Source organism: Pseudomonas benzenivorans, from assembly GCF_024397895.1.
GTDB lineage: Bacteria > Pseudomonadota > Gammaproteobacteria > Pseudomonadales > Pseudomonadaceae > Aquipseudomonas > Aquipseudomonas benzenivorans_A.
On sequence record NZ_CP073346.1, the window covers coordinates 1,156,207 to 1,178,550 of the forward strand.

22 protein-coding genes are annotated in these 22,344 nt (G+C 64.8%); 10 read left to right on the forward strand and 12 right to left on the reverse strand.

The features are described 5' to 3' along the window. Positions 1-22: 22 nt before the first annotated feature. The 11 genes from lpxD to rpsB form a co-directional block, all read right to left on the reverse strand. A complete protein-coding gene (gene lpxD / locus KDW96_RS05460) occupies positions 23-1,081 on the reverse strand; it encodes a UDP-3-O-(3-hydroxymyristoyl)glucosamine N-acyltransferase (protein WP_255839419.1) in 1,059 nt (352 codons plus the stop codon). Positions 1,082-1,083: 2 nt separating this feature from the next. Further along, on the reverse strand, positions 1,084-1,587 hold the full coding sequence (locus tag KDW96_RS05465) for an OmpH/Skp family outer membrane protein (RefSeq protein WP_255839420.1): 504 nt from the start codon (positions 1,585-1,587) through the stop codon (positions 1,084-1,086). 44 nt (positions 1,588-1,631) lie between these two features. Beyond that, on the reverse strand, positions 1,632-3,983 hold the full coding sequence (gene bamA, locus KDW96_RS05470) for an outer membrane protein assembly factor BamA (RefSeq protein WP_255839421.1): 2,352 nt from the start codon (positions 3,981-3,983) through the stop codon (positions 1,632-1,634). A 73-nt stretch (positions 3,984-4,056) separates the two neighbouring features. Next, positions 4,057-5,409, reverse strand: coding sequence for an RIP metalloprotease RseP (gene rseP, locus KDW96_RS05475; RefSeq protein ID WP_255839422.1), 1,353 nt, complete (start codon positions 5,407-5,409; stop codon positions 4,057-4,059). A gap of 18 nt (positions 5,410-5,427) precedes the next feature. Next, positions 5,428-6,615 carry a 1-deoxy-D-xylulose-5-phosphate reductoisomerase gene (gene ispC, locus KDW96_RS05480; protein WP_255839423.1) on the reverse strand — a complete coding sequence of 396 codons (1,188 nt, stop codon included), beginning with the start codon at positions 6,613-6,615 and terminating at the stop codon, positions 5,428-5,430. Next, positions 6,612-7,427 carry a phosphatidate cytidylyltransferase gene (locus KDW96_RS05485; protein WP_255839424.1) on the reverse strand — a complete coding sequence of 272 codons (816 nt, stop codon included), beginning with the start codon at positions 7,425-7,427 and terminating at the stop codon, positions 6,612-6,614. Before KDW96_RS05485 ends, ispC begins: the two co-directional genes overlap by 4 nt. After that, the gene (uppS, locus tag KDW96_RS05490; RefSeq protein WP_255839426.1) at positions 7,427-8,182 is read right to left on the reverse strand and encodes a polyprenyl diphosphate synthase; all 756 of its coding nucleotides are present in this window, start codon (positions 8,180-8,182) and stop codon (positions 7,427-7,429) included. The genes KDW96_RS05485 and uppS overlap by 1 nt, the downstream gene beginning before the upstream one ends. 15 nt (positions 8,183-8,197) lie before the next feature. Beyond that, complete coding sequence (gene frr, locus KDW96_RS05495; RefSeq protein WP_255839427.1) at positions 8,198-8,755, reverse strand: ribosome recycling factor; 558 nt, start codon at positions 8,753-8,755, stop codon at positions 8,198-8,200. Further along, entirely contained in the window at positions 8,752-9,495 is a 744-nt protein-coding gene (pyrH, locus tag KDW96_RS05500; protein ID WP_208708791.1) for a UMP kinase, read from the reverse strand. The genes frr and pyrH overlap by 4 nt, the downstream gene beginning before the upstream one ends. A gap of 204 nt (positions 9,496-9,699) precedes the next feature. Next, the gene (gene tsf, locus KDW96_RS05505) at positions 9,700-10,563 is read right to left on the reverse strand and encodes a translation elongation factor Ts (RefSeq protein ID WP_255839428.1); all 864 of its coding nucleotides are present in this window, start codon (positions 10,561-10,563) and stop codon (positions 9,700-9,702) included. 125 nt (positions 10,564-10,688) lie between these two features. After that, positions 10,689-11,432, reverse strand: a complete 744-nt coding sequence (gene rpsB / locus KDW96_RS05510; protein WP_255839429.1) for a 30S ribosomal protein S2 — start codon at positions 11,430-11,432, stop codon at positions 10,689-10,691. Between the two features lie 278 nt (positions 11,433-11,710). Between rpsB and map the strand changes: the two genes are divergently transcribed. The 8 genes from map to KDW96_RS05550 all read left to right on the forward strand — a co-directional run bounded on the left by map (position 11,711) and on the right by KDW96_RS05550 (position 20,225). After that, the gene (map, locus tag KDW96_RS05515) at positions 11,711-12,493 is read left to right on the forward strand and encodes a type I methionyl aminopeptidase (RefSeq protein WP_255839430.1); all 783 of its coding nucleotides are present in this window, start codon (positions 11,711-11,713) and stop codon (positions 12,491-12,493) included. Between the two features lie 28 nt (positions 12,494-12,521). Next, entirely contained in the window at positions 12,522-15,224 is a 2,703-nt protein-coding gene (locus tag KDW96_RS05520) for a [protein-PII] uridylyltransferase (RefSeq protein WP_255839431.1), read from the forward strand. 71 nt (positions 15,225-15,295) lie between these two features. After that, positions 15,296-16,492 (forward strand): succinyldiaminopimelate transaminase, encoded by a 1,197-nt coding sequence (gene dapC / locus KDW96_RS05525; RefSeq protein ID WP_255839432.1) that lies wholly within the window; start codon positions 15,296-15,298, stop codon positions 16,490-16,492. Between the two features lie 2 nt (positions 16,493-16,494). Then, positions 16,495-16,842, forward strand: coding sequence for an ArsC family reductase (locus KDW96_RS05530; RefSeq protein WP_255839433.1), 348 nt, complete (start codon positions 16,495-16,497; stop codon positions 16,840-16,842). Between the two features lie 16 nt (positions 16,843-16,858). Next, positions 16,859-17,482, forward strand: a complete 624-nt coding sequence (locus tag KDW96_RS05535; protein WP_255839434.1) for a LysE family translocator — start codon at positions 16,859-16,861, stop codon at positions 17,480-17,482. Between the two features lie 28 nt (positions 17,483-17,510). Then, positions 17,511-18,545 carry a 2,3,4,5-tetrahydropyridine-2,6-dicarboxylate N-succinyltransferase gene (gene dapD / locus KDW96_RS05540; RefSeq protein WP_255839435.1) on the forward strand — a complete coding sequence of 345 codons (1,035 nt, stop codon included), beginning with the start codon at positions 17,511-17,513 and terminating at the stop codon, positions 18,543-18,545. Positions 18,546-18,612: 67 nt separating this feature from the next. Continuing rightward, the gene (locus tag KDW96_RS05545) at positions 18,613-19,818 is read left to right on the forward strand and encodes an aminotransferase class V-fold PLP-dependent enzyme (protein ID WP_255839436.1); all 1,206 of its coding nucleotides are present in this window, start codon (positions 18,613-18,615) and stop codon (positions 19,816-19,818) included. Further along, entirely contained in the window at positions 19,815-20,225 is a 411-nt protein-coding gene (locus KDW96_RS05550; protein ID WP_255839437.1) for a SufE family protein, read from the forward strand. The genes KDW96_RS05545 and KDW96_RS05550 overlap by 4 nt, the downstream gene beginning before the upstream one ends. Here the strand turns inward: KDW96_RS05550 and tcdA are convergent. Further along, on the reverse strand, positions 20,222-21,034 hold the full coding sequence (tcdA, locus tag KDW96_RS05555) for a tRNA cyclic N6-threonylcarbamoyladenosine(37) synthase TcdA (protein WP_255839438.1): 813 nt from the start codon (positions 21,032-21,034) through the stop codon (positions 20,222-20,224). The two genes, KDW96_RS05550 and tcdA, sit on opposite strands and share 4 nt — an antisense overlap. 324 nt (positions 21,035-21,358) lie before the next feature. Between tcdA and KDW96_RS05560 the strand changes: the two genes are divergently transcribed. Continuing rightward, complete coding sequence (locus KDW96_RS05560) at positions 21,359-21,946, forward strand: hypothetical protein (RefSeq protein WP_255839439.1); 588 nt, start codon at positions 21,359-21,361, stop codon at positions 21,944-21,946. Between the two features lie 130 nt (positions 21,947-22,076). After that, positions 22,077-22,331, forward strand: a complete 255-nt coding sequence (locus KDW96_RS05565; protein ID WP_255839440.1) for a hypothetical protein — start codon at positions 22,077-22,079, stop codon at positions 22,329-22,331. Positions 22,332-22,344 lie beyond the last annotated feature (13 nt).

Consider the following 22,344-nt stretch of genomic DNA (forward strand, 5'->3'; position numbering starts at 1 on the left):
GGGAGCACGACATCCGCCGGGCTCAGGCATCAGATGAGGCATTACCGCCCGAGGTCACGGCAGCCAACTGTTTTTCCAGTTCTTTCAGACGCCGTGCCATGTCGTCCAACTGACGAATGCGTGCCGCACTCTTCTTCCACTCACCGGCGGGCTGCATGGCCGTGCCGGACGAGTAGGCGCCAGGCTCGGTGATAGAGCGGGTGACCATGGTCATACCGGTGACGAACACGCCATCGCACACCTCGATATGCCCGACCATGCCGACGCCGCCAGCGATCATGCAGTTCTTGCCGATCTTGGTGCTACCGGAAATCCCGGCGCAACCGGCCATGGCGGTGTTGTCGCCGATCTGCACGTTGTGCGCGATCATGATCTGGTTATCCAGCTTGACGCCGTTGCCGATCAGGGTGTCTGCCAATGCGCCACGATCGATGGTGGTGTTGGCGCCGATCTCGACGTCGTCACCGATCAGCACCCCGCCGATCTGTGCAATCTTCTGCCAGACGCCCTTCTCATTGGCGAAGCCAAAGCCCTCGCCGCCAATCACCGCGCCCGACTGGATCACCACCCGCTTGCCGATGCGCACGTCGTGATACAGGGTCACGCGAGGAGCGAGCCAACCACCCTCACCAATGACCGAACGTGCGCCCACCACGCAATGCGCGCCCAGGGTCACCCCGGGACCGATCTGCGCACCACTTTCCACCACGACATAGGCACCGATGCTGGCGCTGGCGTCGACCTGCGCGTCGCCGGCAATCGAGGCGGTCGGGTGCACACCCGCTGGCGCCTGCGGCTTGCGATCGAACAGATGGGAGAGCTCGGCGTAGGCCAGGTAGGGATTGACGACGATCAAGGCGTCACCAGCATAGCCCTCGGCATCAGCTTCGGTCAGCAGCACCGCGCCCGCCTGGCAATCACCCAGGTACTTGCGGTACTGCGGATTGGCGAGAAAACTCAGCTGATCCGGACCGGCTTCCTGCAAGGTCGCCAGTCCGCTGATCGGCTTGTCGGCGGCGCCACGCAAGGTGGCGCCCAAACGCTCGGCCAGTTGGGCCAGGGTGAAAAGCGGCGCCTTCATGTTCAGCGCAGCTGGTTCATGCGCTCGATGACTTGCAGCGTGATGTCGAACTGGGGTTTGACATCGATCACCGCGCCGCGCTCGAGCACCAGGTCGTAATTACCCTTCTTGATCACTTCCTCGACCGCCTTGTCCAGGTTCGGCTTGAGCTTTTTGAGCATGTCGCGGTCGGCAATGGCCTTGGCTTCGTTGAGCTCCTTGGACTGGAACTGGAAGTCGCGGGCCTTCTGCTTGAACTCCAGTTCCAGGCGCTCGCGCTCGGCGGTCTGCATCTTCTCGCCGTCCTTGACCAGGCGATCCTGGATGCGCTTGGCGTCGCTCTCCAGGGTCTTGAGCTTGTTCAGCTGCGGGCCGAACTTCTTCTCGGCATCGACGGCGTAACGCTTGGCCGCATCGGACTCGAGCAGCGCCATTTGATAGTTCAGCACCGCGACCTTCATTTCGGCGAAGGCAGGCATTGCCAGCAGGGCAGCACTTAACAGAACCAGTTGAGTCAACTTACGCACGATGCACTCCTGCAAAAAACTGTGATTGTTCAGGGGCCAGCCCCTTAGAAGGTCTGGCCGAGGGAGAACTGGAATACCTGGGTGTCGGCATCGTCGGGTTTGACCACCGGCATCGCCAGGCTGAAGCTCAACGGCCCCAGCGCGGTGATCCAGGTCAGGCCGACACCGACGGAGCTGGCCAGTTCGCCGGCGTCGATGCTGGTGCAACTGGTCTGGGTTTTGCCGCAGCTGGTGTCAAACACGTTGCCCACGTCCCAGAACAGCGCGGTGCGCAGCGAACGCTGGTCCTTGACGAAGGGCATCGGGAACAGCAGCTCGACGCCACCCTGGACCAGCACGTTGCCACCGAAGGGCAGCGGGTCTTGATCCGGGTCGAACTGGGTCCCCGGATTCGTCCCTTTGCTCGGGGTACTGCGTGGCCCCAGGCTGCTGTCGTCGAAACCCCGTACCGAGTTGAAACCGCCGGCGTAGTAGTGCTCGTAGAACGGCAGTTCGGCGGTCGATCCATAGCTGTCGCCATAGCCCAGCTGGGTGTGCAGGCGCAGGGTATAGGTGTTGCTCAGCGGTTTGAAGATCTGCCCGCGGTAATCGACCTTGTAGAACGACAGGTCGCTGCCCGGAACGGTGGTCTCGAACACCAGGCTCTGGGAGTGGCCACGGGTGGCCAGCACGCCCTTGTTCAGGGTCGACTCCGACCAGCCGACCGAGGCCTTGAAGTTCAGGTAGTTGTCGCCTTCCTGCTCGATGAACTTGAAGATCTCGTCGACCGTGAACACGCCGGTATTGATGGTGTCCTGCTGGGCGGTCAGGCCATAGGTCAGGCGCGAGGTTTCGCTGATCGGGTAACCGATGCTCACGCCTGCGCCCAGGCTATCCACGGCGAAGCTCGAGACCTGTGTGTCCAGCTCATCGTAGTCGGTGGTGCGATAGAAGGCGTTGTAGCCCAGGCTGACACCGTCTGGCGTCCAGTAGGGATCGACGAAGCCGAAGTTGTAGCTGGTCTGATACTCGCTGCGATTGAGGCCGACGCTGACCTTGTTACCGGTCCCGAGGAAGTTGCTCTGGCTGATCGAGCCACCGAGAATAAGGCCGGCGTTCTGGGCGAAGCCGACACTGGCGGTGATCGAACCGGACGCCTGCTCCTCGACGCTGTAGTTGACGTCGATCTGGTCGTCGGTGCCCGGCACCGGCGGGGTTTCGACGTTGACTTCCTTGAAGTAGCCGAGACGCTCCAGACGGGTCTTGGACTGGTCGATCAGGTAGGTCGAGGCCCAGCCGCCTTCCATCTGGCGCATTTCCCGGCGCAGCACGTCGTCTTCGGTCTTGGTGTTGCCGCGGAAGTTGATGCGATTGACGTAGGCGCGCTTGCCCGGGTCGACGACGAAGGTGATCGACACCGTGCCATCTTCATCGTGGGCTTCCGGCACGCCATTGACGTTGGCGAAGGTGTAACCCTCGTTACCCAGGCGACGGGTGATCAGCTCCGAGGTGGTGGTCATCACCTTGCGCGAGAACACCTGGCCTTCCTTGACCAGCAGCAGCGCGCGAATGTCTTCTTCCGGCACCTTCAGGTCGCCGGACAGCTTGACTTCGCGGACGCTGTACTTCTGCCCTTCATCGACGTTGACCGTGATGTAGACGTGCTTCTTGTCCGGCGTGATGGACACCTGGGTGGAGGAGATGTCCATGTTGATGTAACCGCGGTCCAGGTAGTAGGAACGCAGACGCTCCAGGTCGCCGGAGAGCTTTTCGCGGGCGTACTTGTCGTCGTTCTTGAAAAACGACAGCCAGTTACTGGTCTTCAACTCGAACAGGTCGATCAGATCTTCGTCGGCGAAGACCGTGTTACCCACCACGTTGATGTGCTGAATCGCCGCGACCGAACCTTCGTTGATGTTGATCTTCAGCGCCACCCGGTTGCGCGGCTGGGGGATCACTTCGGTCTCGATCTCCGCCGAGTAGCGGCCCTGGGCCACGTACTGACGCTGCAACTCGTTGCGCACGCCCTCGAGGGTCGCGCGCTGGAAAATCTCGCCCTCTGCCAGGCCGGACTGGTTGAGACCCTTGAGCAGATCTTCGCTGGTGATCGCCTTGTTGCCATCGATCTCGATGCTGGAGATCGAAGGACGCTCCACCAGGGTGATGACCAGCACGTCGCCATCGCGCCCCAACTGGATGTCCTGGAAGAAGCCGGTCTTGAACAGTTCGCGCGTGGCTTCCACCAGGCTGCGGTCATCGGCCTGTTCGCCGACATTCAGCGGCAAGGCGCCGAACACGCTGCCGGCGGAGACCCGCTGGAGGCCGTTGACGCGAATATCGGAGATGGTGAAGGACTCGGCGTGAACTTCGGCGATCATCAATGCGGCAAGCACCGCAGGTAGCAGCAGACGTTTCATGAAGTCCTTTCTTATTCCAACTGACGATAAAAAATCTGTCGCTCGAGGCGACAGATTTGTAATTCAGTAGCGACTACAACCGACCGAGATCGTTGACCAGGGCCAGCAACATGACCCCTATCACCAAACTGATGCCGATCTGCATCCCCCACCCCTGCACCCGCTCCGACAGCGGACGACCGCGCGCCCACTCGACCAGATAAAAAAGCAGATGCCCCCCATCCAGCACTGGGATCGGCAGCAAGTTGAGAACCCCCAGACTTATGCTCAGATAGGCGAGGAAATTCAGGAAATCCCCCAGGCCCGACTCAGCCGAAGCGCCCGCCACTTTAGCAATGGTTATCGGCCCGCTCAAGTTTTTTACCGAGAGCTCGCCGAACAGCATTTTCTTTAGCGAATCAAGGGTCAGCAGGCTCATGGTCCAGGTGCGCGACAGCGCTTCACCGACGGCCTCCAGCGGACCGAAGCTTACTTCGCGGAGCATCTCGGGCGGCCATTCGCCGCCTTCCACGCCAGCGCCCAGGTAGCCGCTACGGCCCTCACCTTCGCCACGCGCGGCCAGCGTCACCGCCAATTCCCGCTGTCGACCCTGGCGCTCCACCAGCAGGCGAACGTCCCGGCCCGGCAGCGCACGCACCCGATCGACCAGCTGCTGCCAGTCGTCCAGAGGCGCATCGTCCAGCGCCAGGATGCGATCACCGATCTGCAGGCCGGCCGCCTTCGCCGGACCCGCGTCATCCAGATGTGCCAACACCGGCGCCAGCATCGGCCGCCAGGGCCTAATACCCAGGGACGCGATGGGGTCCGGCTGGTCGACCCCCTGGAGCCAGTCGGACAGCGCGATCTGCCGCGGACTCTCGAGTGTGGAGCCCGGCTCTCGCACGGTGACCTGCAGACTGCCCGTCTCGCCTAACCGCCGCACCAGTTGCAGATTGACCGCCGCCCAACCGGCGGTCGGCTCGTCATTCACGGCGACGATTTCCTGCCCCGCCTGCAAACCGGCCTCTGCTGCCAGGCTGCCGCTCTCGACCGCACCGATGACCGGCCGCACCTGCAGGCTGCCGAGCATGGCCACCAGCCAGAAGAACAGCAAGGCGAGCAAGAAGTTGGCGATAGGCCCCGCCGACACGATGGCGATGCGCTGGCGCACCGTCTTGCGATTGAACGATTGATCGAGCTGCGCCGGCGGCACGTCGCCCTCGCGCTCATCGAGCATCTTCACGTAGCCGCCCAGGGGAATGGCAGCAATGACGAACTCGGTACCCTGACGATCATGCCAGCGCAGCAACGGACTGCCGAAACCGACCGAGAAGCGCAGGACCCTGACCCCACAGCGGCGCGCCACCCAGAAGTGGCCGAATTCGTGGAAGGTCACCAGCACCCCAAGGGCAACCAGGGTACCGATAATCATGTACAGCGTACTCATAGGGCTTCTCCGTGCCGCTTAGCCGCGGCGGCTCAGCCATTGGGTGGCCAGTTGACGGGCCTGACGATCAGCCGCCAACACCGTTTCCAGGCTTTCGACCGCAACCACCGGCTCTGTGTTCAGCACCTGGTCGATGATACTCGCGATCTCGGGAAAGCGAATACGCCGGTCGAGAAAGGCCGCCACCGCCACTTCATTGGCCGCATTGAGCATGGCCGGCGCAGTTCCGCCCGCCTCGGCCGAGGCCCTGGCCAGGCGCAGGCAGGGGAAGCGCTGCTCGTCCGGCGCCTGAAAATCCAGGCGGGCGATGGCGAACAGGTCGAGCGGCGCCACGCCCGAGTCGATCCGCTGCGGCCAGGCGAGGGCATGACTGATCGGCGTGCGCATATCGGGATTGCCCAGCTGCGCCAGCACCGAACCATCGACGTAATCGACCAGGGAATGAATCACGCTCTGTGGGTGAATTACCACTTCGACCTGGTCAGGCCGGGCATCGAACAGCCAGCAGGCCTCGATCAGCTCGAGACCCTTGTTCATCATGCTGGCCGAATCCACGGAAATCTTGCGCCCCATGGACCAGTTGGGATGGGCACAGGCCTGCTCCGGGGTAACAGCGGCCAACTGCTCCAGCGGGGTTTCACGGAATGGCCCACCAGAGGCCGTCAGCATGATTCGGCGCACCCCGACCTGCTGCAGGCCACGCCCATAGTCGCCCGGCAGGCACTGGAAGATCGCATTGTGCTCGCTGTCGATCGGCAGCAGGGTCGCCCCGCTGCGACGTACGGCCTCGATAAACAAGGCGCCGGACATCACCAGCGCCTCCTTGTTGGCCAGCAACACCTTCTTGCCCGCCTCGACGGCGGCCAGGGTCGGCTTGAGCCCCGCGGCTCCGACGATCGCCGCCATCACCGCATCAACCTCGGCGTGCGCCGCGACCTGGCACAAGCCCTCCTCGCCCGTCAGCACCCGGGTATCCAGCCCCGCCGCGTGCAGGCCTTCCTGCAACGCACGGGCCGAGTCGGCATCGGCGACCACGGCAAACCGCGGCCTATGGATCAGGCACAAGGCCTCAAGCTCTGCGACCCGGCTGTGCCCCGACAGGGCAAAGACCTGATAACGCTCCGGATGACGCGCAATGACATCGAGGGTACTGAGGCCGATGGAGCCCGTGGCGCCAAGCACGGTAACCTGCTGCGGCAGACTCACAGCACACCCCAGCCAGCCAGCCAGAGCAACGCGGCGAACACTGGCACCGCCGCGGTCAGGCTGTCGATGCGGTCCAGCACGCCGCCATGGCCTGGCAGCAGGTTGCTGCTGTCCTTGACCCCGGATTGACGCTTGAACATGCTCTCAGTCAGGTCACCGACCACCGAAATCAGCACCACCACGGCGGCGCCGGTCAGGGCCAGCAAAAGCGCAGCGCCGCCCCAGCCTCGATAGAGCCCGGTGACCAGGGTCAGCAACAGGCTGGTGAGCAGCCCGCCGAGAAGCCCCTCCCAGCTCTTGCCCGGACTGACCTGCGGGGCCAGCTTGCGCCTGCCAAAAGCCTTGCCGGAGAAATAGGCGCCGATATCCGCCGCCCACACCAGCACCATCACGGCCAGGATCAGGCCATTGGCCATGGGCCACTGCTTGAACAGCACCAGACCCTGCCAGGCCGGGAGCAGAATCAACAGACCGATCAGCAACTTGTGCCCAGCGCCCTGCCAGTAGCGACTGCTGGCGGGGTAGCCCAAAACCAGCAGGGTCGCCAGCCCCCACCAGAGCACGCCCAGCGCTACAACGCCGGCCGCCAGAGCAGGCACGTGGTAGAGCCCGAACAGCAACAGCGCCACCAGCGCCGCATAGGCGACGCGCTGGGGCTGCCCCTCGAATCCGGCGAGACGCGCCCACTCCCAGGCTCCCAAGCCGATCACCGCACCGATGAACAGGGCAAAGGCCGCGCCCTCGAGCAGAAAAAAGCCGCCCAGCGCGATGGGCAACAGCACCAGCGCGGTAATCACTCGTTGTTTAAGCATTAAGTGCGCGCCTCGGCTTCGACCTGTTCACTGGTTCGACCGAAACGCCGCTGGCGCCTGGCGAAATCAGCAAGCGCCTTGCGCATGGCCTCATGTTTGAAATCCGGCCAGAACAGGTCGGAGAAGTACAGCTCGCTGTAGGCGAGCTGCCAGAGCAGAAAATTGCTGATGCGGTGCTCGCCGCCGGTGCGGATGCACAGGTCGGGCAAAGGCAGGTCGCCGGTGGCCAGACACCCCTGCAGCAGCTGCGGCGTGATGTCCTCCGGGCGCAAGTGACCGCCCTGGACTTCGCGCGCCAGGCGCTGCGCGGCCTGGGCGATGTCCCACTGGCCGCCGTAGTTGGCAGCGATCTGCAGGATGAAACGCTTATCACCGGCAGTCTGCGCCTCAGCCTCGCGCATGGCCGCCTGCAACTCAGGATGGAAGCGCGAGCGATCGCCAATGATGCGCAGGCTGATGCCATTTTCGTTGAGCTTGCGCGCCTCGCGGCGCAGCGCCCCGAGAAACAGCTCCATCAGCGCCCCCACCTCATCGGCCGGGCGCTGCCAGTTCTCGCTGGAGAAGGCGAACAGGGTCAGCACCTCGACCCCGGCCTCGGCGCACACCTCGATCACCGCACGCACCGCGTCGACGCCCGCCTTGTGCCCGGCTACCCCCGGCAGCAGGCGCTTCTTCGCCCAGCGATTGTTGCCATCCATGATGATGGCAACATGCCGCGGGACGGCGACCTGAGTCCCGCCTTTGGTCTTTTCCATGACGACACCCGGCTGTCAGACAGCCATCAGATCCGCTTCTTTCTGCTTCATGGTTGCATCGATCTCGGCCACGAACTTGTCCGTCAGCTTCTGCACCTCATCGGCGGCGCGGCGCTCCTCGTCCTCGCTGATCTCCTTCTCCTTGACCAGGTCCTTCAACTGGCTCAGGGCGTCGCGGCGAATATTGCGCACTGCCACGCGGGCATCTTCTGCGGCATCGCGCGCCTGCTTGGTGTAGCCCTTGCGGGTCTCCTCGGTCAGGGCCGGCATGGGGATCAACAGCAGCTCACCCAGGTTGGTCGGATTGAAGCCCAGACCGGAGCTCTGGATCGCCTTGTCCACAGCTGCCAGCATGTTGCGCTCGAAGGCCACTACCTGCAGGGTCCGCGAATCCTTGACGGTGACGTTGGCGACCTGATTGATCGGCGTATCGGTGCCGTAGTAGGGCACCATGACACCGGCCAGGATGCTCGGGTGGGCCTGCCCGGTGCGGATACGACTGAAGGCGTGGGCCAGGGATTCCAGGCTCTTCTGCATGCGTACCTGGGCGTCTTTCTTGATCTCGTTGATCATTGCTTGTCTTCCTCAATCAAAGTGCCTTCGGTGCCACCGACTACCACGTTGAGCAGGGCGCCAGGCTTGTTCATGTTGAATACGCGCAGCGGCATCTGGTGATCGCGACACAGGCAGATGGCCGTCAGGTCCATGACCCCCAGCTTGCGGTCCAGCACCTCATCGTAGGTCAGGCGCTCGAACTTCTCGGCATGCGGATCCTTGAACGGGTCGGCAGTGTATACGCCATCGACCTTGGTCGCCTTCAAAACCACGTCGGCATCGACCTCGATGGCGCGCAGGCAGGCCGCCGAGTCGGTGGTGAAGAAAGGGTTGCCGGTACCGGCGGCGAAGATCACCACCTCGCCGGTCTTCAGATGACGCATCGCCTTGCGCCGGTCGTAATGGTCGGTCACCCCGACCATGGAGATGGCCGACATGACGATGGCCGGAATGTTCGAGCGCTCCAGCGCATCGCGCATGGCCAGGGCATTCATCACGGTCGCCAGCATACCCATGTGGTCGCCGGTCACCCGATCCATGCCCGCCGCGCTCAAGGCCGCGCCGCGAAACAGGTTGCCGCCGCCGATGACCAGACCGACCTGCACACCGATGCCGACCAGCTGACCGACTTCCAGGGCCATGCGATCGAGCACCTTGGGGTCGATGCCGAAGTCTTCCGAACCCATCAGCGCTTCGCCGCTAAGTTTGAGCAGAATGCGCTTATAGCGCGGTTGACGACCACTCACCTGCTGAGCCATTACCAGTCTCTCCTGCGGCGTTTGAATTCTGCGCGGGCGAAAATACCCGCCGTAATCGGGCGCTTAGACCGCACCCAGAGCCTTTGGTGCCAAGCACCGCGACTCGCTTCCCAGGCCAATTGCCACCCCACTTCGAAAAAGAGGCCGCACGCGCGAGCGGGCAGCCTCTTCGGGGCGACAGCCTGAGCAGACTGCTAGACCAGTTTACTGCTTGCTGGCAGCAACCTGGGCAGCAACTTCGGCAGCGAAGTCGGTCTCGGCCTTCTCGATGCCTTCGCCTACTTCGTAACGAACGAAGGAAACGATCTCGGCACCGGCCTTCTTCACCAGCTCACCGACCTTGACTTCCGGGTCCATGATGAACGCCTGCTCAACCAGGCTGGCTTCAGCCAGGAACTTGTTGATACGGCCCTTGACCATGTTCTCAACGATGTTTTCCGGCTTGCCGGCGATCTTCTCGGCGTTGAGCTGCAGGAAGATTTCCTTCTCTTTGGCAACCAGCTCTTCGGAAACCTGATCCGGGCTGATAACAGCCGGGTTGGACGCAGCAACGTGCATGGCAACGTGCTTGGCCAGCTCGTCGTTGCCGCCCTTCAGGACCACCAGAACACCGATGCGGTGGCCGTGCAGGTAGGCACCAACGGTGTCGCCGGAAACGGCAGTCAGGCGACGGATGTTGACGTTTTCGCCACACTTGGCAACCAGCGCCTCACGCGCGGACTCGCGGGAAGCGATCAGCGGAGCAGCCTCGCTCAGGTTCTGCTCGAAGGCCTCGTCCAGGCTGTCCTTGACGAACGCCTTGAAGTCGTCCTGCAGAGCCAGGAAGTCGGTCTGCGAGTTGACTTCGATGATCAGGCCACGGCCACCTTCGACGCGAACGGCAATCGAACCTTCGGCAGCAATGTTACCGGCCTTCTTGGCCGCCTTGATGGCGCCGGAAGCGCGCATGTCGTCAATGGCCTTCTCGATGTCGCCACCGGCGGCAACCAGGGCCTTCTTGCATTCCATCATGCCTTGGCCGGTGCGCTCGCGCAGTTCTTTAACCAGGGCTGCAGTAATCTCTGCCATGTTCGAATCCTCTTGGATAGGTCTTCAACCACTTCACCCGTCAGGCCGGGTGATTAATTCTGTGAGTGGCAAAAAGGGGGCCTAGCCCCCTTTTTGCGCAGCGAGTAACGCTAGAAGCTTACCGCTTAGCCTTCAGCCGCTTCGGAAGCCGGGGCTTGCTCGACGAACTCGTCGGTGCCGCCACCAGCATTGCTGCGACCACGCACTACGGCGTCGGCCATGGCACCCATGTACAGCTGGATGGCGCGGATGGCGTCGTCGTTACCCGGGATGATGTAGTCCACACCTTCCGGGCTGCTGTTGGTATCGACTACGCCGATGACCGGAATGCCCAGCTTGTTGGCTTCGGTGATGGCGATGCGCTCGTGGTCGACGTCGATCACGAACAGGGCGTCCGGCAGGCCGCCCATGTCCTTGATACCACCCAGGCTGCGATCCAGCTTTTCCAGGTCGCGGGTGCGCATCAGGGCTTCTTTCTTGGTCAGCTTGGTGAAGGTGCCATCCTGCGCCTGGGTTTCCAGGTCACGCAGACGCTTGATGGAAGCGCGAATGGTCTTGTAGTTGGTCAGCATGCCGCCCAACCAGCGGTGATCGACGAACGGCGAGCCACAACGAGCGGCTTCTTCGCGAACGATCTTGCCAGCGGAACGCTTGGTGCCGACGAACAGAATCTTGTTCTTGCCCGCAGCCAGCTTCTCAACGAAGGACAGCGCCTCGTTGAACATCGGCAGGGTTTTTTCAAGGTTGATGATGTGAATCTTGTTGCGCGAGCCGAAAATGAACTTGCCCATTTTCGGGTTCCAGTAACGGGTCTGGTGGCCGAAGTGCACACCGGCCTTCAGCATATCGCGCATATTGACTTGGGACATGATAGTTCCTTAATAAGTCGGGTTAGGCCTCCACGCATCCCAATCTCCAACCCTTGCGGGCACCCAGGAAACCGTGTCGATACGTGTGTGGGTTTGGGCTTTCGGGCTTGAAGCCCTGAAAGCGGCGCGTTTTATACCACACCACCACCTCATAAGCTACACGCAGCGTGCATATCCCGCTGTGCGGAGCGCTCGCGTGCGGCCGGGCGCCGCCTTCTCTGATAGAATCCCGGCTTTCCTTTTTTTGCCTTGCGCCGTCGAGCGCCGAGAGAGACCGCATGACCGTCACCATCAAGACGCCGGAAGAAATCGAAAAAATGCGCGTGGCCGGCCGCCTGGCCGCCGAGGTGCTGGAAATGATCGGCGAACACGTCAAGCCCGGCGTGACCACCGATGAACTGGACCGCATCTGCCATGACTATATTGTCGACGTGCAGCAGGCCATTCCCGCGCCACTCAACTACAAGGGTTTCCCCAAGTCGATCTGCACCTCGGTCAACCATGTGGTCTGCCACGGCATCCCCAATGAGAAGCCGCTCAAGGACGGCGACGTCATCAATATCGACGTCACCGTGATCAAGGATGGCTACCACGGCGACACCAGCAAGATGTTCATGGTCGGCAAGGTGCCCGAGTGGGCCGAGCGCCTGGCCAAGATCACCCAGGAATGCATGTACAAGGGCATCGAGCTGGTCCGCCCGGGCACCCGTCTCGGTGATATCGGCGAAGTGATCCAGAAGCACGCCGAGAAGAACGGCTTCTCCGTGGTTCGCGAGTATTGCGGACACGGCATCGGCAAGGTGTTCCACGAAGAACCCCAGGTCCTTCACTACGGCCGCGCCGGTACCGGCATGGAACTCAAAGAAGGCATGACCTTCACCATCGAGCCGATGATCAATCAGGGCCGCGCAGAAACCCGCCTGCTCGGCGACGGCTGGACCGCCATCACCAAGGATCGCAAGCTCTCGGCGCAGTGGGAGCACACCATCCTGGTCACTGCCGACGGCTACGAGATCTTCACCCTGCGCAGCGACGACACCATCGCCCGCACCTCGGCCTGATCCGCCGCCAATAAAGGAAAGCCGCTGCATGCCGCAGGTAGACCCGGAATTGTTCGACCGCGGCCAGTTCCAGGCGGAACTGGCCTTGAAGTCCAGCCCCATCGCGGCCTTCAAGAAAGCCATTCGCCGCGCCCAGGACGTCCTCGACGCACGCTTTCGCGCGGGGCGCGAGGTGCGCCGCCTGGTCGAAGACCGCGCCTGGTTCACCGATCAGATCCTGCGCGAGGCCTGGCACCGCCTGGACTGGCGCGGCGACACCGAGATCGCCCTGCTGGCGGTCGGCGGCTACGGCCGTGGTGAGCTGCACCCCTTTTCCGACATCGACCTGCTGATCCTGCTCGACAGTGCCGATCACGAGGCCTTCCGCGACCCGATCGAGCAGTTCCTCACCCTGCTGTGGGACATCGGCCTGGAGGTCGGCCAGAGCGTGCGCTCGGTCGAGGAATGCGCCGAGGAGGCCCGCGCCGACCTGACGGTGATCACCAACCTGATGGAAAGCCGCACCATTGCCGGCCCGGAGCCCCTGCGCCAGCGCATGCTGGAGGTCACCAGCAGTGAGCGGATGTGGCCGAGCAAGCAGTTCTTCCTGGCCAAGCGCGAGGAGCAGCGCGCCCGCCACCGCAAGTACAACGACACCGAGTACAACCTCGAGCCAAACGTCAAGGGCTCGCCTGGCGGTCTGCGCGACATCCAGAACATCCTCTGGGTCGCGCGCCGGCATTTCGGCACCCTCAATCTGCACGCGATGGTCGGCCAGGGCTTCCTCCTGGAAAGCGAACAGGCCCTGCTCGCCTCCAGCCAGGAGTTCCTCTGGCGGGTGCGCTACGCCCTGCACATGCTCGCCGGTCGCGCCGAAGATCGCCTGCTGTTCGACCATCAGGGCCAGGTCGCCGCCCTGCTCGGCTTCGAGAGCAGCGACAGCCAGCGCGCCATCGAGCGCTTCATGCAGAAGTACTACCGCGTGGTCATGGGCATCGCCGAGCTCAGCGACCTGATCAAGCAGCACTTCGAGGAAGTCATCCTGCGTGCCGGCGAGAAGGCGCCAGCCACCCCGCTGAACAGCCGCTTCCAGCTGCGCGACAGCTATATCGAGGTCACGCACCCGAACGTCTTCAAGCGCACGCCCTTTGCCATCATGGAAGTCTTCGTGCTGATGGCCCAGCACACCGAGATCAGGGGCGTGTGCGCGGACACCATCCGCCTGCTGCGCGACCACCGCCACCTGATCGACGACGAGTTCCGCAACGACATCCGCAATACCAGCCTGTTCATCGAGCTGTTCAAGAGCGGCCAGGGCATCCACCGCAACCTGCGGCGGATGAACCGCTACGGCATCCTCGGCCGCTACCTGCCGGAGTTCGGCCATATTGTCGGACAGATGCAGCACGACCTGTTCCACATCTATACGGTCGACGCCCACACCCTCAATCTGATCAAGCACCTGCGCAAGTTCAGGTGGCCGGAGTTGGCGGAGAAGTTTCCCCTGGCGAGCAAGCTGATCGACAAGCTGCCCAAGCCCGAGCTGATCTACCTGGCCGGGCTCTACCACGACATCGGCAAGGGCCGCGGCGGCGACCATTCGGAGCTCGGAGCGATCGATGCCGAGGCCTTCTGCGCCCGCCACCACCTGCCCGAGTGGGACGCCAAACTGGTGGTCTGGCTGGTCCAGCAGCACCTGGCGATGTCCACCACCGCGCAGCGCAAGGACCTCTCCGACCCCCAGGTGATCCACGACTTCGCCCTGTTCGTCGGCGACCAGACCCACCTGGATTACCTCTACGTGCTCACCGTGGCCGACATCAACGCCACCAACCCCAGCCTGTGGAACTCCTGGCGCGCCAGCCTGCTGCGCCAGCTCTACACCGAGACCAAGCGCGCCCTGCGCCGCGGCCTGGAAAATCGCCTGGAACGGGAAGAGCAGATTCGCCTGACCCAGGGCGCCGCCCTGGACATCCTGGTGCGCGGCGGCACCGATCAGGACGATGCCGAGCAGCTCTGGGCGCAGCTCGGCGACGACTATTTCCTGCGCCACACGGCGGGCGACGTGGCCTGGCATACCGAGGCGATCCTGCAGCACCCCAATGACGGCAATCCCCTGGTGCTGATCAAGGAAACCACCCAGCGCGAGTTCGAGGGGGGCACCCAGATCTTCATCTACGCCCAGGACCAGCACGATTTCTTCGCCGTGACCGTGGCGGCCATGGCGCAGCTCAACCTGAACATCCACGACGCGCGGATTCTCACTTCCACCAGCCAGTTCACCCTCGACACCTACATCGTGCTGGAGGGCGAGGGCGGCTCGATCGGCGACAATCCGGCGCGGATCAAGCAGATCCGCCAGGGCCTGATCGATGCGCTGAAGAACCCCGACGAGTACCCGAGCATCATCCAGCGCCGGGTGCCGCGACAGCTCAAGCATTTTGATTTTCCACCGCGGGTCACCATCTACAACGATGCCCAGCGGCCGGTGACCGTGGTCGAGCTGACCGCCCCCGACCGCCCAGGCCTGCTGGCACGGGTCGGACGAATCTTCCTCGATTTCGACCTGTCGGTGCAGAATGCCAAGATCGCCACCCTCGGCGAACGGGTGGAGGACGTGTTCTTCGTCACCGACGCGAACAACCAGCCGTTGTCCGACCCGGCGCTGTGCGTGCGCCTGCAGGAAACCATCGTCGCCCAGCTCACCGAAGCCAGCGAGCTGCTGAGCGAACCGAACCGAATCAGTATTTGACCGACCGCCTTGCACCGCCGCGGCGCCCAGCGAGGCCCGTCGGCAAGCCCCAGCAGTCCCAGGAAATTGCCATGAATGATGCGTTGAACCAGTTGCAGCCCTACCCCTTCGAGAAGCTCCGTGCCCTGCTGGCCGGCGCCCAGCCGAGCGCCGCGAAGAAGGCCATCGCCCTGTCGATCGGCGAGCCCAAGCACCGCTCGCCGGCCTTCGTCGCCGAGGCCCTGAGCGCCAACCTCGACCAGTTGGCGGTCTACCCGACCACCCTGGGCGTGCCGGCGCTGCGCGAGGCGATCGCCAACTGGTGCAGCCAGCGCTTCAACCTGCCGAACGACTGGCTCGACCCGGCCCGCCACGTGCTGCCGGTCAACGGTACCCGCGAGGCGCTGTTCGCCTTCACCCAGGCCGTGGTGCAGCGCGACGACCAGGCCCTGGTGGTCAGCCCCAACCCCTTCTACCAGATCTACGAAGGCGCGGCCCTGCTCGCCGGTGCCCAGCCCCACTACCTGCCCTGCCTGGAAGAACACGGCTTCAACCCGGATTTCGACGCGGTGCCGGCGGACATCTGGCGACGTTGCCAGATCCTCTTTCTCTGCTCGCCGGGTAACCCGACCGGCGCCCTGATCCCCCTGGACACCCTGAAGAAGCTGATCCAGCTGGCCGACGAGTTCGACTTCGTCATCGCCGCCGACGAGTGCTACAGCGAGCTGTACTTCGACGAGCAGCACCCGCCCGCCGGCCTGCTCAGCGCCTGCGCCGAACTGGGCCGCAGCGATTTTGCGCGTTGCGTTGTGTTCCACAGCCTGTCCAAGCGTTCCAACCTGCCGGGCCTGCGCTCGGGCTTCGTCGCCGGCGACGCCGAGATTCTGAAAGCCTTCCTGCTGTACCGCACCTACCACGGCTGCGCCATGCCGGTGCAGACCCAGCTGGCCAGCGTCGCCGCCTGGAACGACGAGGTGCACGTGCGGGCCAACCGCGCCCTGTACTGCGAGAAGTTCGACGCGGTGCTGGCGATTCTCGACGGCGTGCTCGAGGTGCAGCGCCCGGACGGTGGTTTCTACCTGTGGGCCAAGACCCCGGTCGACGACGAGACCTTCACCCGCGAGCTGTTCGCCCGCGAGCAGGTCACCGTGGTGCCGGGCTCCTACCTGTCGCGCAGCGTCGACGGCTGCAACCCGGGCGCCAACCGCGTGCGCATGGCCCTGGTCGCACCGCTGGCCGAGTGCGTCGAGGCCGCCGAGCGCATCCGTGACTTCGTGAAGAGCCTGTAACCATGAGCAAGACCCTGTTTGGCATCAAAGCCTGCGACACCATGAAGAAAGCCCGCACCTGGCTCGACGAGCACGGCGTGGACTATGCCTTCCATGACTACAAGGCGGTCGGCATCGACCGCGCGCACCTGCAGCAGTGGTGCGAGGAGCACGGCTGGGAGACCATCCTCAACCGCGCCGGCACCACCTTCCGCAAACTGGATGAGGCGCAGAAGGCGGATCTCGATCAGGACAAGGCCATCGAACTGATGCTGGCCCAGCCCTCGATGATCAAGCGTCCGGTGCTGGACCTGGGTGACAAGACCCTGGTCGGCTTCAAGCCCGAGCGCTACGCTGCCGCGTTGTCCTGAACCAAGGAGCACCGTCATGGAGATCGCCTGGTTGCTGTTCATCCCCGCCTGCTTCGCCCTGAACCTGGCGCCGGGACCGAACAACCTGCTGTCGCTGAACAACGCGGCGCGCCAGGGCCTGCGCGTCGCCTGCCTGGCCTCCAGTGGCCGGCTGCTGGCGTTCGCCGGCATGATCGCCCTGGCGGCGTCCGGCCTGGCCCTGGTGCTGCAGGCTTCGGCCAGCCTGTTCCTGGCCATCAAGCTGCTCGGCGCGGCCTACCTGTTCTGGCTGGCCCTGCAGCTGTGGCGCGCCCCATCGGCGCAGCTCGACGGCCGGGCCGGCTCGCCAGGTCAGTCGTTGTGGACGCTGTGCCGCCAGGAGTTCTGGGTGGCCGCCGGCAATCCCAAGGCCATTCTGATCTTCACCGCGTTCCTGCCGCAGTTCGTCAACCCGCAACAGCCGGTGACCCTGCAGTTTGCGGCGCTCGGCCTGGCCTTCCTGCTTCTGGAATGGCTGGCCGTGCTGCTCTATTCACTGGCCGGGCTGCAGCTCGGCCGCCTGCTCGCCGCCCCTCGGGCGCGGCAATTGTTCAACCGTGGCTGCGCCGCCCTGCTGGGCAGCGCCGGCCTGGGCCTGCTGCTCAGCCGCCGGCCCGCCTGATTCCACCTATTCAGCAAGAGGAAAATCCATGTCCACCCAACTCTTCAGCGTCGCCTTCGGTGTCGGCACCCAGAATCGCCAGGGCGCCTGGCTGGAAGTGTTCTACGCACAACCCCTGCTCAATCCGGCCAGCGAACTGGTCGCCAAGGCCGCCGAGAAGCTCGGCTACAGCGGCGGCAACCAGGCGATCGCCTTCACCATCACCCAGGCCGGCGAACTGGCCGAAGCCCTCAAGGGCATCGACGCCGCCCAGGCCAAGCTGCTGACCCGTCTGGCCGAAAGCCACCAGCCGCTGGTCGCCACCTTCCTCGCCGAAGACGCGGCGCCGGCCAGCACGCCCGAGGCCTACCTCAAGCTGCACCTGCTGTCCCACCGCCTGGTCAAGCCCCACGGCGTCAACCTCACCGGCATCTTCCCGTTGCTGCCCAACGTCGCCTGGACCAGCCAGGGCGCCGTGGACCTCGCCGAACTGGCCGAACGCCAACTGGAAGCCCGCCTCAAAGGCAAGCTGCTGGAGGTCTTCTCGGTGGACAAGTTCCCGAAGATGACCGACTACGTGGTCCCGGCCGGCGTGCGCATCGCCGACACCGCGCGCGTGCGCCTGGGCGCCTACATCGGCGAAGGCACCACCGTGATGCACGAAGGCTTCGTCAACTTCAACGCCGGCACGGCCGGCCCGGGCATGATCGAAGGCCGTGTCTCCGCCGGGGTATTCGTCGGCAAGGGCTCGGACCTGGGCGGCGGCTGCTCGACCATGGGCACCCTGTCCGGCGGCGGCAATATCGTCATCTCCGTGGGCGAAGGCTGCCTGATCGGTGCCAACGCCGGCATCGGCATCCCCCTGGGCGATCGCAACACCGTGGAGTCCGGCCTGTACGTCACCGCCGGCACCAAGGTGGCGCTGCTCGACGACAAGGGCGAGCTGGTCAAGCTGGTCAAGGCGCGCGAGCTGGCCGGTCAAGCGGACCTGCTGTTCCGCCGCAACTCGCAGACCGGCGCCGTGGAGTGCAAGACCCACAAGTCGGCGATCGAGCTGAACGAAGCGCTGCACGCCCACAACTGATGGTCGAGGCCCACCCGGCAACCCCGGGTGGGCTACCTTTTCTACACCTTCTCCCGATTTCCCTGCCATGTCCCTGCCCTCCCCCTGGCGCACCGATTTCCCCGGCATCCTGGCGCTCGAAGCCGAGGGCCAGACCTACCTGGACAGTGCCGCCACCGCACAGAAGCCCCAGGCCGTGCTCGATGCCCTGCTCGGCTACTACGGCGCCGGCGCGGCCAACGTGCATCGCGCCCAGCACCTGCCCGGCGAGCGCGCCACCCGCGCCTTCGAGGCGACCCGGGACAAGGTCGCGACCTGGCTGAATGCCGCCGAGCCGAGCCAGATCGTCTTCACCCGCGGCGCCACCGAAGCCTTCAACCTGCTGGCCTATGGCCTGGAGTCCGAGTTCCAGGCCGGCGACGAGATCGCCGTCAGCGCCGCGGAGCACCACGCCAACCTCTTGCCCTGGCAGCAGCTGGCGCAGCGTCGCGGCCTCAAGCTGGTGGTGCTGCCCCTGGATGACGGCGGGCGCATCGACCTGCAGCGGGCCGCCGAGCTGATCGGCCCGCGCACCCGGCTGCTGGCTATCAGCCAGCTGTCCAACGTGCTCGGCTGCTGGCAGCCGTTGGCCGAGCTGATCGCCCTGGGCAAGGCCCAGGGCGCGCTGTCCGTGGTCGACGGCGCCCAGGGCGTGGTCCACGGCCGTCACGACGTACAGGCGCTGGGCTGCGACTTCTACGTGTTTTCCAGCCACAAGCTCTACGGCCCGGATGGGGTCGGCGCGCTCTACGGCAGCCGCGCGGCCTTGCGCCGCCTCGGTCACTGGCAATACGGCGGCGAGATGGTGCGCCTGGCCGATTACCAGTACGCCGAGTTCCGCGACGCGCCGCTGGGCTTCGAGGCCGGTACGCCACCCATCGCCGGGGTGATCGCCCTCGGCGCCACCCTGGATTACCTGGGCGGACTGGACGCCGCCGCGGTCAGCGGCCACGAGGCGGCGCTGCACCTCAAGCTGCTCGCCGGCCTGTCCGCCCGCGACGGCATCCAGCTGCTCGGCGCGCCGCGGGTGGCGCTGGCCAGCTTCGTGGTCGAGGGCGTGCACAACGCCGATCTCGCCCATCTGCTGACCGAACAGGGTATCGCCGTGCGCGCCGGCCACCACTGCGCGATGCCGCTGCTCAACAGCCTCGGCCTGGCCGGTGCGGTGCGGGTGTCCCTGGGGCTGTACAACGACGACACGGACCTGCAGCGTTTCTTCACCGCCCTGGACCAGGCCCTGGAGCTGCTGCGATGAGCCTCCCCAGCAGCGCCGAGGAAGCACTCGACGCCTTCGCCCAGTGCCCAGGCTGGGAACAGCGCGCGCGCCTGCTGATGCAATGGGGCGAGCGCCTGACGCCGCTGCGACCGGAGGAACGTGACGAGGCCAACCGGGTACACGGTTGCGAGAGTCAGGTCTGGCTGGTGGGCGAGGTGCAGGAGGGCCATTGGCACTTCCGGGCGGCCAGCGATGCGCGGCTGCTGCGCGGCCTGCTGGCCGTGCTGCTGGCGCGAGTCGACGGCCTTAGCTGCAGCCAGCTCGGCGAGGTGGACCTGACGGACTGGTTCAACCGCCTTGGCCTGTCGCGGCAACTGTCACCGTCGCGCAGCAACGGGCTGAACGCCGTGCTGCAGCGCATGCGCCAGCTGGCCGCAGAGAACTAAGGCGCTTTCGCCGCGCGCTCGGCCGGTCGCCGCGCCCCGGCGACCAGCTTGTCCACCGTCTTGGCCACCGCTGCCATGCCGAAGCTGGCGGTGACCATCATCACCGCCCCGAAACCGCCGGCACAATCGAGCTTCACCCCCTCACCGACGAAGCCCTTGGCCTGGCACACCGTGCCGTCCGGCTTGGGGTAGCGCAACTGCTCGGTGGAGAACACGCAAGGCACGCTGTAGGTGCGCCCCGGGGTGCGCGAGAAGTTGTACTCGCGGCGCAGCACCGAGCGCACCTTGGCGGCCAACGGGTCGTTGAAGGTCTTGTTGAGGTCGGCGATCTGGATCTGGGTCGGATCGACCTGACCGCCGGCACCACCGGTGGTGACGATCTGGATCTTGCGCCGCTTGCACCAGGCGACCAGCGCCGCCTTGGCCGCCACGCTGTCGATGCAGTCGATCACCGCATCGAGCTGCTCGGTGATGTATTCGGCCATGGTTTCGCGGGTGACGAAGTCGGCCACCGCGTGCACCACGCAGGCGGGATTGATGGCACGGATGCGCGCCGCCATGGCCTCGACCTTGGCCTGACCGACCGCACCGTCCAGGGCATGCACCTGGCGGTTGGTGTTGGTGATGCACACGTCGTCCAGGTCGAACAGCGAGATTTCACCAACGCCCGAGCGCGCCAACGCCTCCGCCGCCCAGGAGCCCACACCGCCAATGCCGACCACCGCGACATGGGCGGCCAGCAGGCGCTCTGCCCCTTCGCGGCCATACAGGCGGGCAATTCCGGCAAAGCGTTGATCGTCGAACTGCATTTCATCACCTCGGCACCCAGAACACGGGCAGGCGCGCATTATAGGAAGGCTGCGGCTATCACCCAAGGCCGGATGACGCGACCCTGAAGTAGAACCGTCCCCCTACCCTGAATCCGGAGGCTGAAACCGCGGTACTCAGGCCCCAGCGCGATTGCCTGCCGACCAGCCCCAACCGAATGCCCCCTTTCACGGCACAGCCCGGCCCATAGCTACCAACTGGGCCTCGATCACATTAACCGCCGGGTCAACCGGTTATACTGCCCGGCTGACGTGCCGGGAGGCGCGGCACGACCACAGGGACGTCGTTCACACAGGAGATTCACCGTGCACAAGCTACTCACCCTCGGCGCCTGCCTGCTGCTTGGCGCCTGCGCCGGCCAGCAACAGACGACTCACAGCCACGCGCCGCAGGCGGACGCCGACGCCTTCCCCGCCGGCACCCTGGCGGCCGTCAATCATGCCGAAGCCGTGCCCCTGCCGGTGAACCCTGGCCTGCTGCCGGCGCAGCGCTCGAACACTGTCGAGCAGGCGCGCCTGGCGCCGCCGTCGCTGTCCAACTACCGGGTATATGCCATGCACCTGAGAAAGGGCGAACGCTATCGGCTGAATGTCAGCTCGCTGTGCCGTGACGCGTGCCTGGACCTGCCCAGGCCCAGCCTTACGCCGCGCGCCTTGCTGCTCGATGCCAACGGCGCGGTGATCGCCAGCCAGCAGTCGCCGGCTGCCGTCGGCTTCGGCCCGCAGAGCCTTGGCTGGGACGGTGAAGCGCCGGAAGATGGCACCTACTACCTGCTGGTGGCGGCGGATGTGGAGAGCAGCGGCAAGGCCATCGTGATCGACGATGTGTGGGTCAACAATTCGCCGCTGATGGCCGTGGAGACCGGCCTGAACGGCGCGCCTATGCTGGACTGACAGCTTCGCGGCAGCTGGGCGACCCGCTCGAGCTGCCGCCGATAGCCTCTATCGAGACGAATGATTTCAGCTTTGCCCCTGCGCCCAATAGCCTGTGTGCCTGCCGTCAACGCCGTCCACAGGTACTCCGATGCACCGTCCGAATCGCTTCGCCCTCGCCGGCCTCGTGCTGGCACTCGCCGGCTGCACAACCCCGCCACCGGCGGAGCGCCCCTACAGCGACGCCGAGATCAAGCAGTTCTCCCTCGAACTGCTGAGCCGCAGCGGCCTGCCCTATGAAGACTACGAGCGAGTCCGCCGCGCCCTGATGAAGCCCGAGCGGCGGATGTCCAACACGATCCGCGATCTCGACTCACTGCCCCCCACTGACCCGCGGCGCGGCTGACGCCAGCCGCCCG

What these genes read in the sequence shown, in the direction of transcription:
- lpxD (WP_255839419.1), bottom strand. Translation starts at nt 1,081, where the DNA reads ATGAAGGCGCCGCTTTTCACCCTGGCCCAACTGGCCGAGCGTTTGGGC.
- bamA (WP_255839421.1), bottom strand. Translation starts at nt 3,983, where the DNA reads ATGAAACGTCTGCTGCTACCTGCGGTGCTTGCCGCATTGATGATCGCC.
- rseP (WP_255839422.1), bottom strand. Translation starts at nt 5,409, where the DNA reads ATGAGTACGCTGTACATGATTATCGGTACCCTGGTTGCCCTTGGGGTG.
- KDW96_RS05485 (WP_255839424.1), bottom strand. Translation starts at nt 7,427, where the DNA reads ATGCTTAAACAACGAGTGATTACCGCGCTGGTGCTGTTGCCCATCGCG.
- uppS (WP_255839426.1), bottom strand. Translation starts at nt 8,182, where the DNA reads ATGGAAAAGACCAAAGGCGGGACTCAGGTCGCCGTCCCGCGGCATGTT.
- frr (WP_255839427.1), bottom strand. Translation starts at nt 8,755, where the DNA reads ATGATCAACGAGATCAAGAAAGACGCCCAGGTACGCATGCAGAAGAGC.
- pyrH (WP_208708791.1), bottom strand. Translation starts at nt 9,495, where the DNA reads ATGGCTCAGCAGGTGAGTGGTCGTCAACCGCGCTATAAGCGCATTCTG.
- tsf (WP_255839428.1), bottom strand. Translation starts at nt 10,563, where the DNA reads ATGGCAGAGATTACTGCAGCCCTGGTTAAAGAACTGCGCGAGCGCACC.
- rpsB (WP_255839429.1), bottom strand. Translation starts at nt 11,432, where the DNA reads ATGTCCCAAGTCAATATGCGCGATATGCTGAAGGCCGGTGTGCACTTC.
- map (WP_255839430.1), top strand. Translation starts at nt 11,711, where the DNA reads ATGACCGTCACCATCAAGACGCCGGAAGAAATCGAAAAAATGCGCGTG.
- KDW96_RS05520 (WP_255839431.1), top strand. Translation starts at nt 12,522, where the DNA reads ATGCCGCAGGTAGACCCGGAATTGTTCGACCGCGGCCAGTTCCAGGCG.
- dapC (WP_255839432.1), top strand. Translation starts at nt 15,296, where the DNA reads ATGAATGATGCGTTGAACCAGTTGCAGCCCTACCCCTTCGAGAAGCTC.
- KDW96_RS05530 (WP_255839433.1), top strand. Translation starts at nt 16,495, where the DNA reads ATGAGCAAGACCCTGTTTGGCATCAAAGCCTGCGACACCATGAAGAAA.
- KDW96_RS05535 (WP_255839434.1), top strand. Translation starts at nt 16,859, where the DNA reads ATGGAGATCGCCTGGTTGCTGTTCATCCCCGCCTGCTTCGCCCTGAAC.
- dapD (WP_255839435.1), top strand. Translation starts at nt 17,511, where the DNA reads ATGTCCACCCAACTCTTCAGCGTCGCCTTCGGTGTCGGCACCCAGAAT.
- KDW96_RS05545 (WP_255839436.1), top strand. Translation starts at nt 18,613, where the DNA reads ATGTCCCTGCCCTCCCCCTGGCGCACCGATTTCCCCGGCATCCTGGCG.
- KDW96_RS05550 (WP_255839437.1), top strand. Translation starts at nt 19,815, where the DNA reads ATGAGCCTCCCCAGCAGCGCCGAGGAAGCACTCGACGCCTTCGCCCAG.
- tcdA (WP_255839438.1), bottom strand. Translation starts at nt 21,034, where the DNA reads ATGCAGTTCGACGATCAACGCTTTGCCGGAATTGCCCGCCTGTATGGC.
- KDW96_RS05565 (WP_255839440.1), top strand. Translation starts at nt 22,077, where the DNA reads ATGCACCGTCCGAATCGCTTCGCCCTCGCCGGCCTCGTGCTGGCACTC.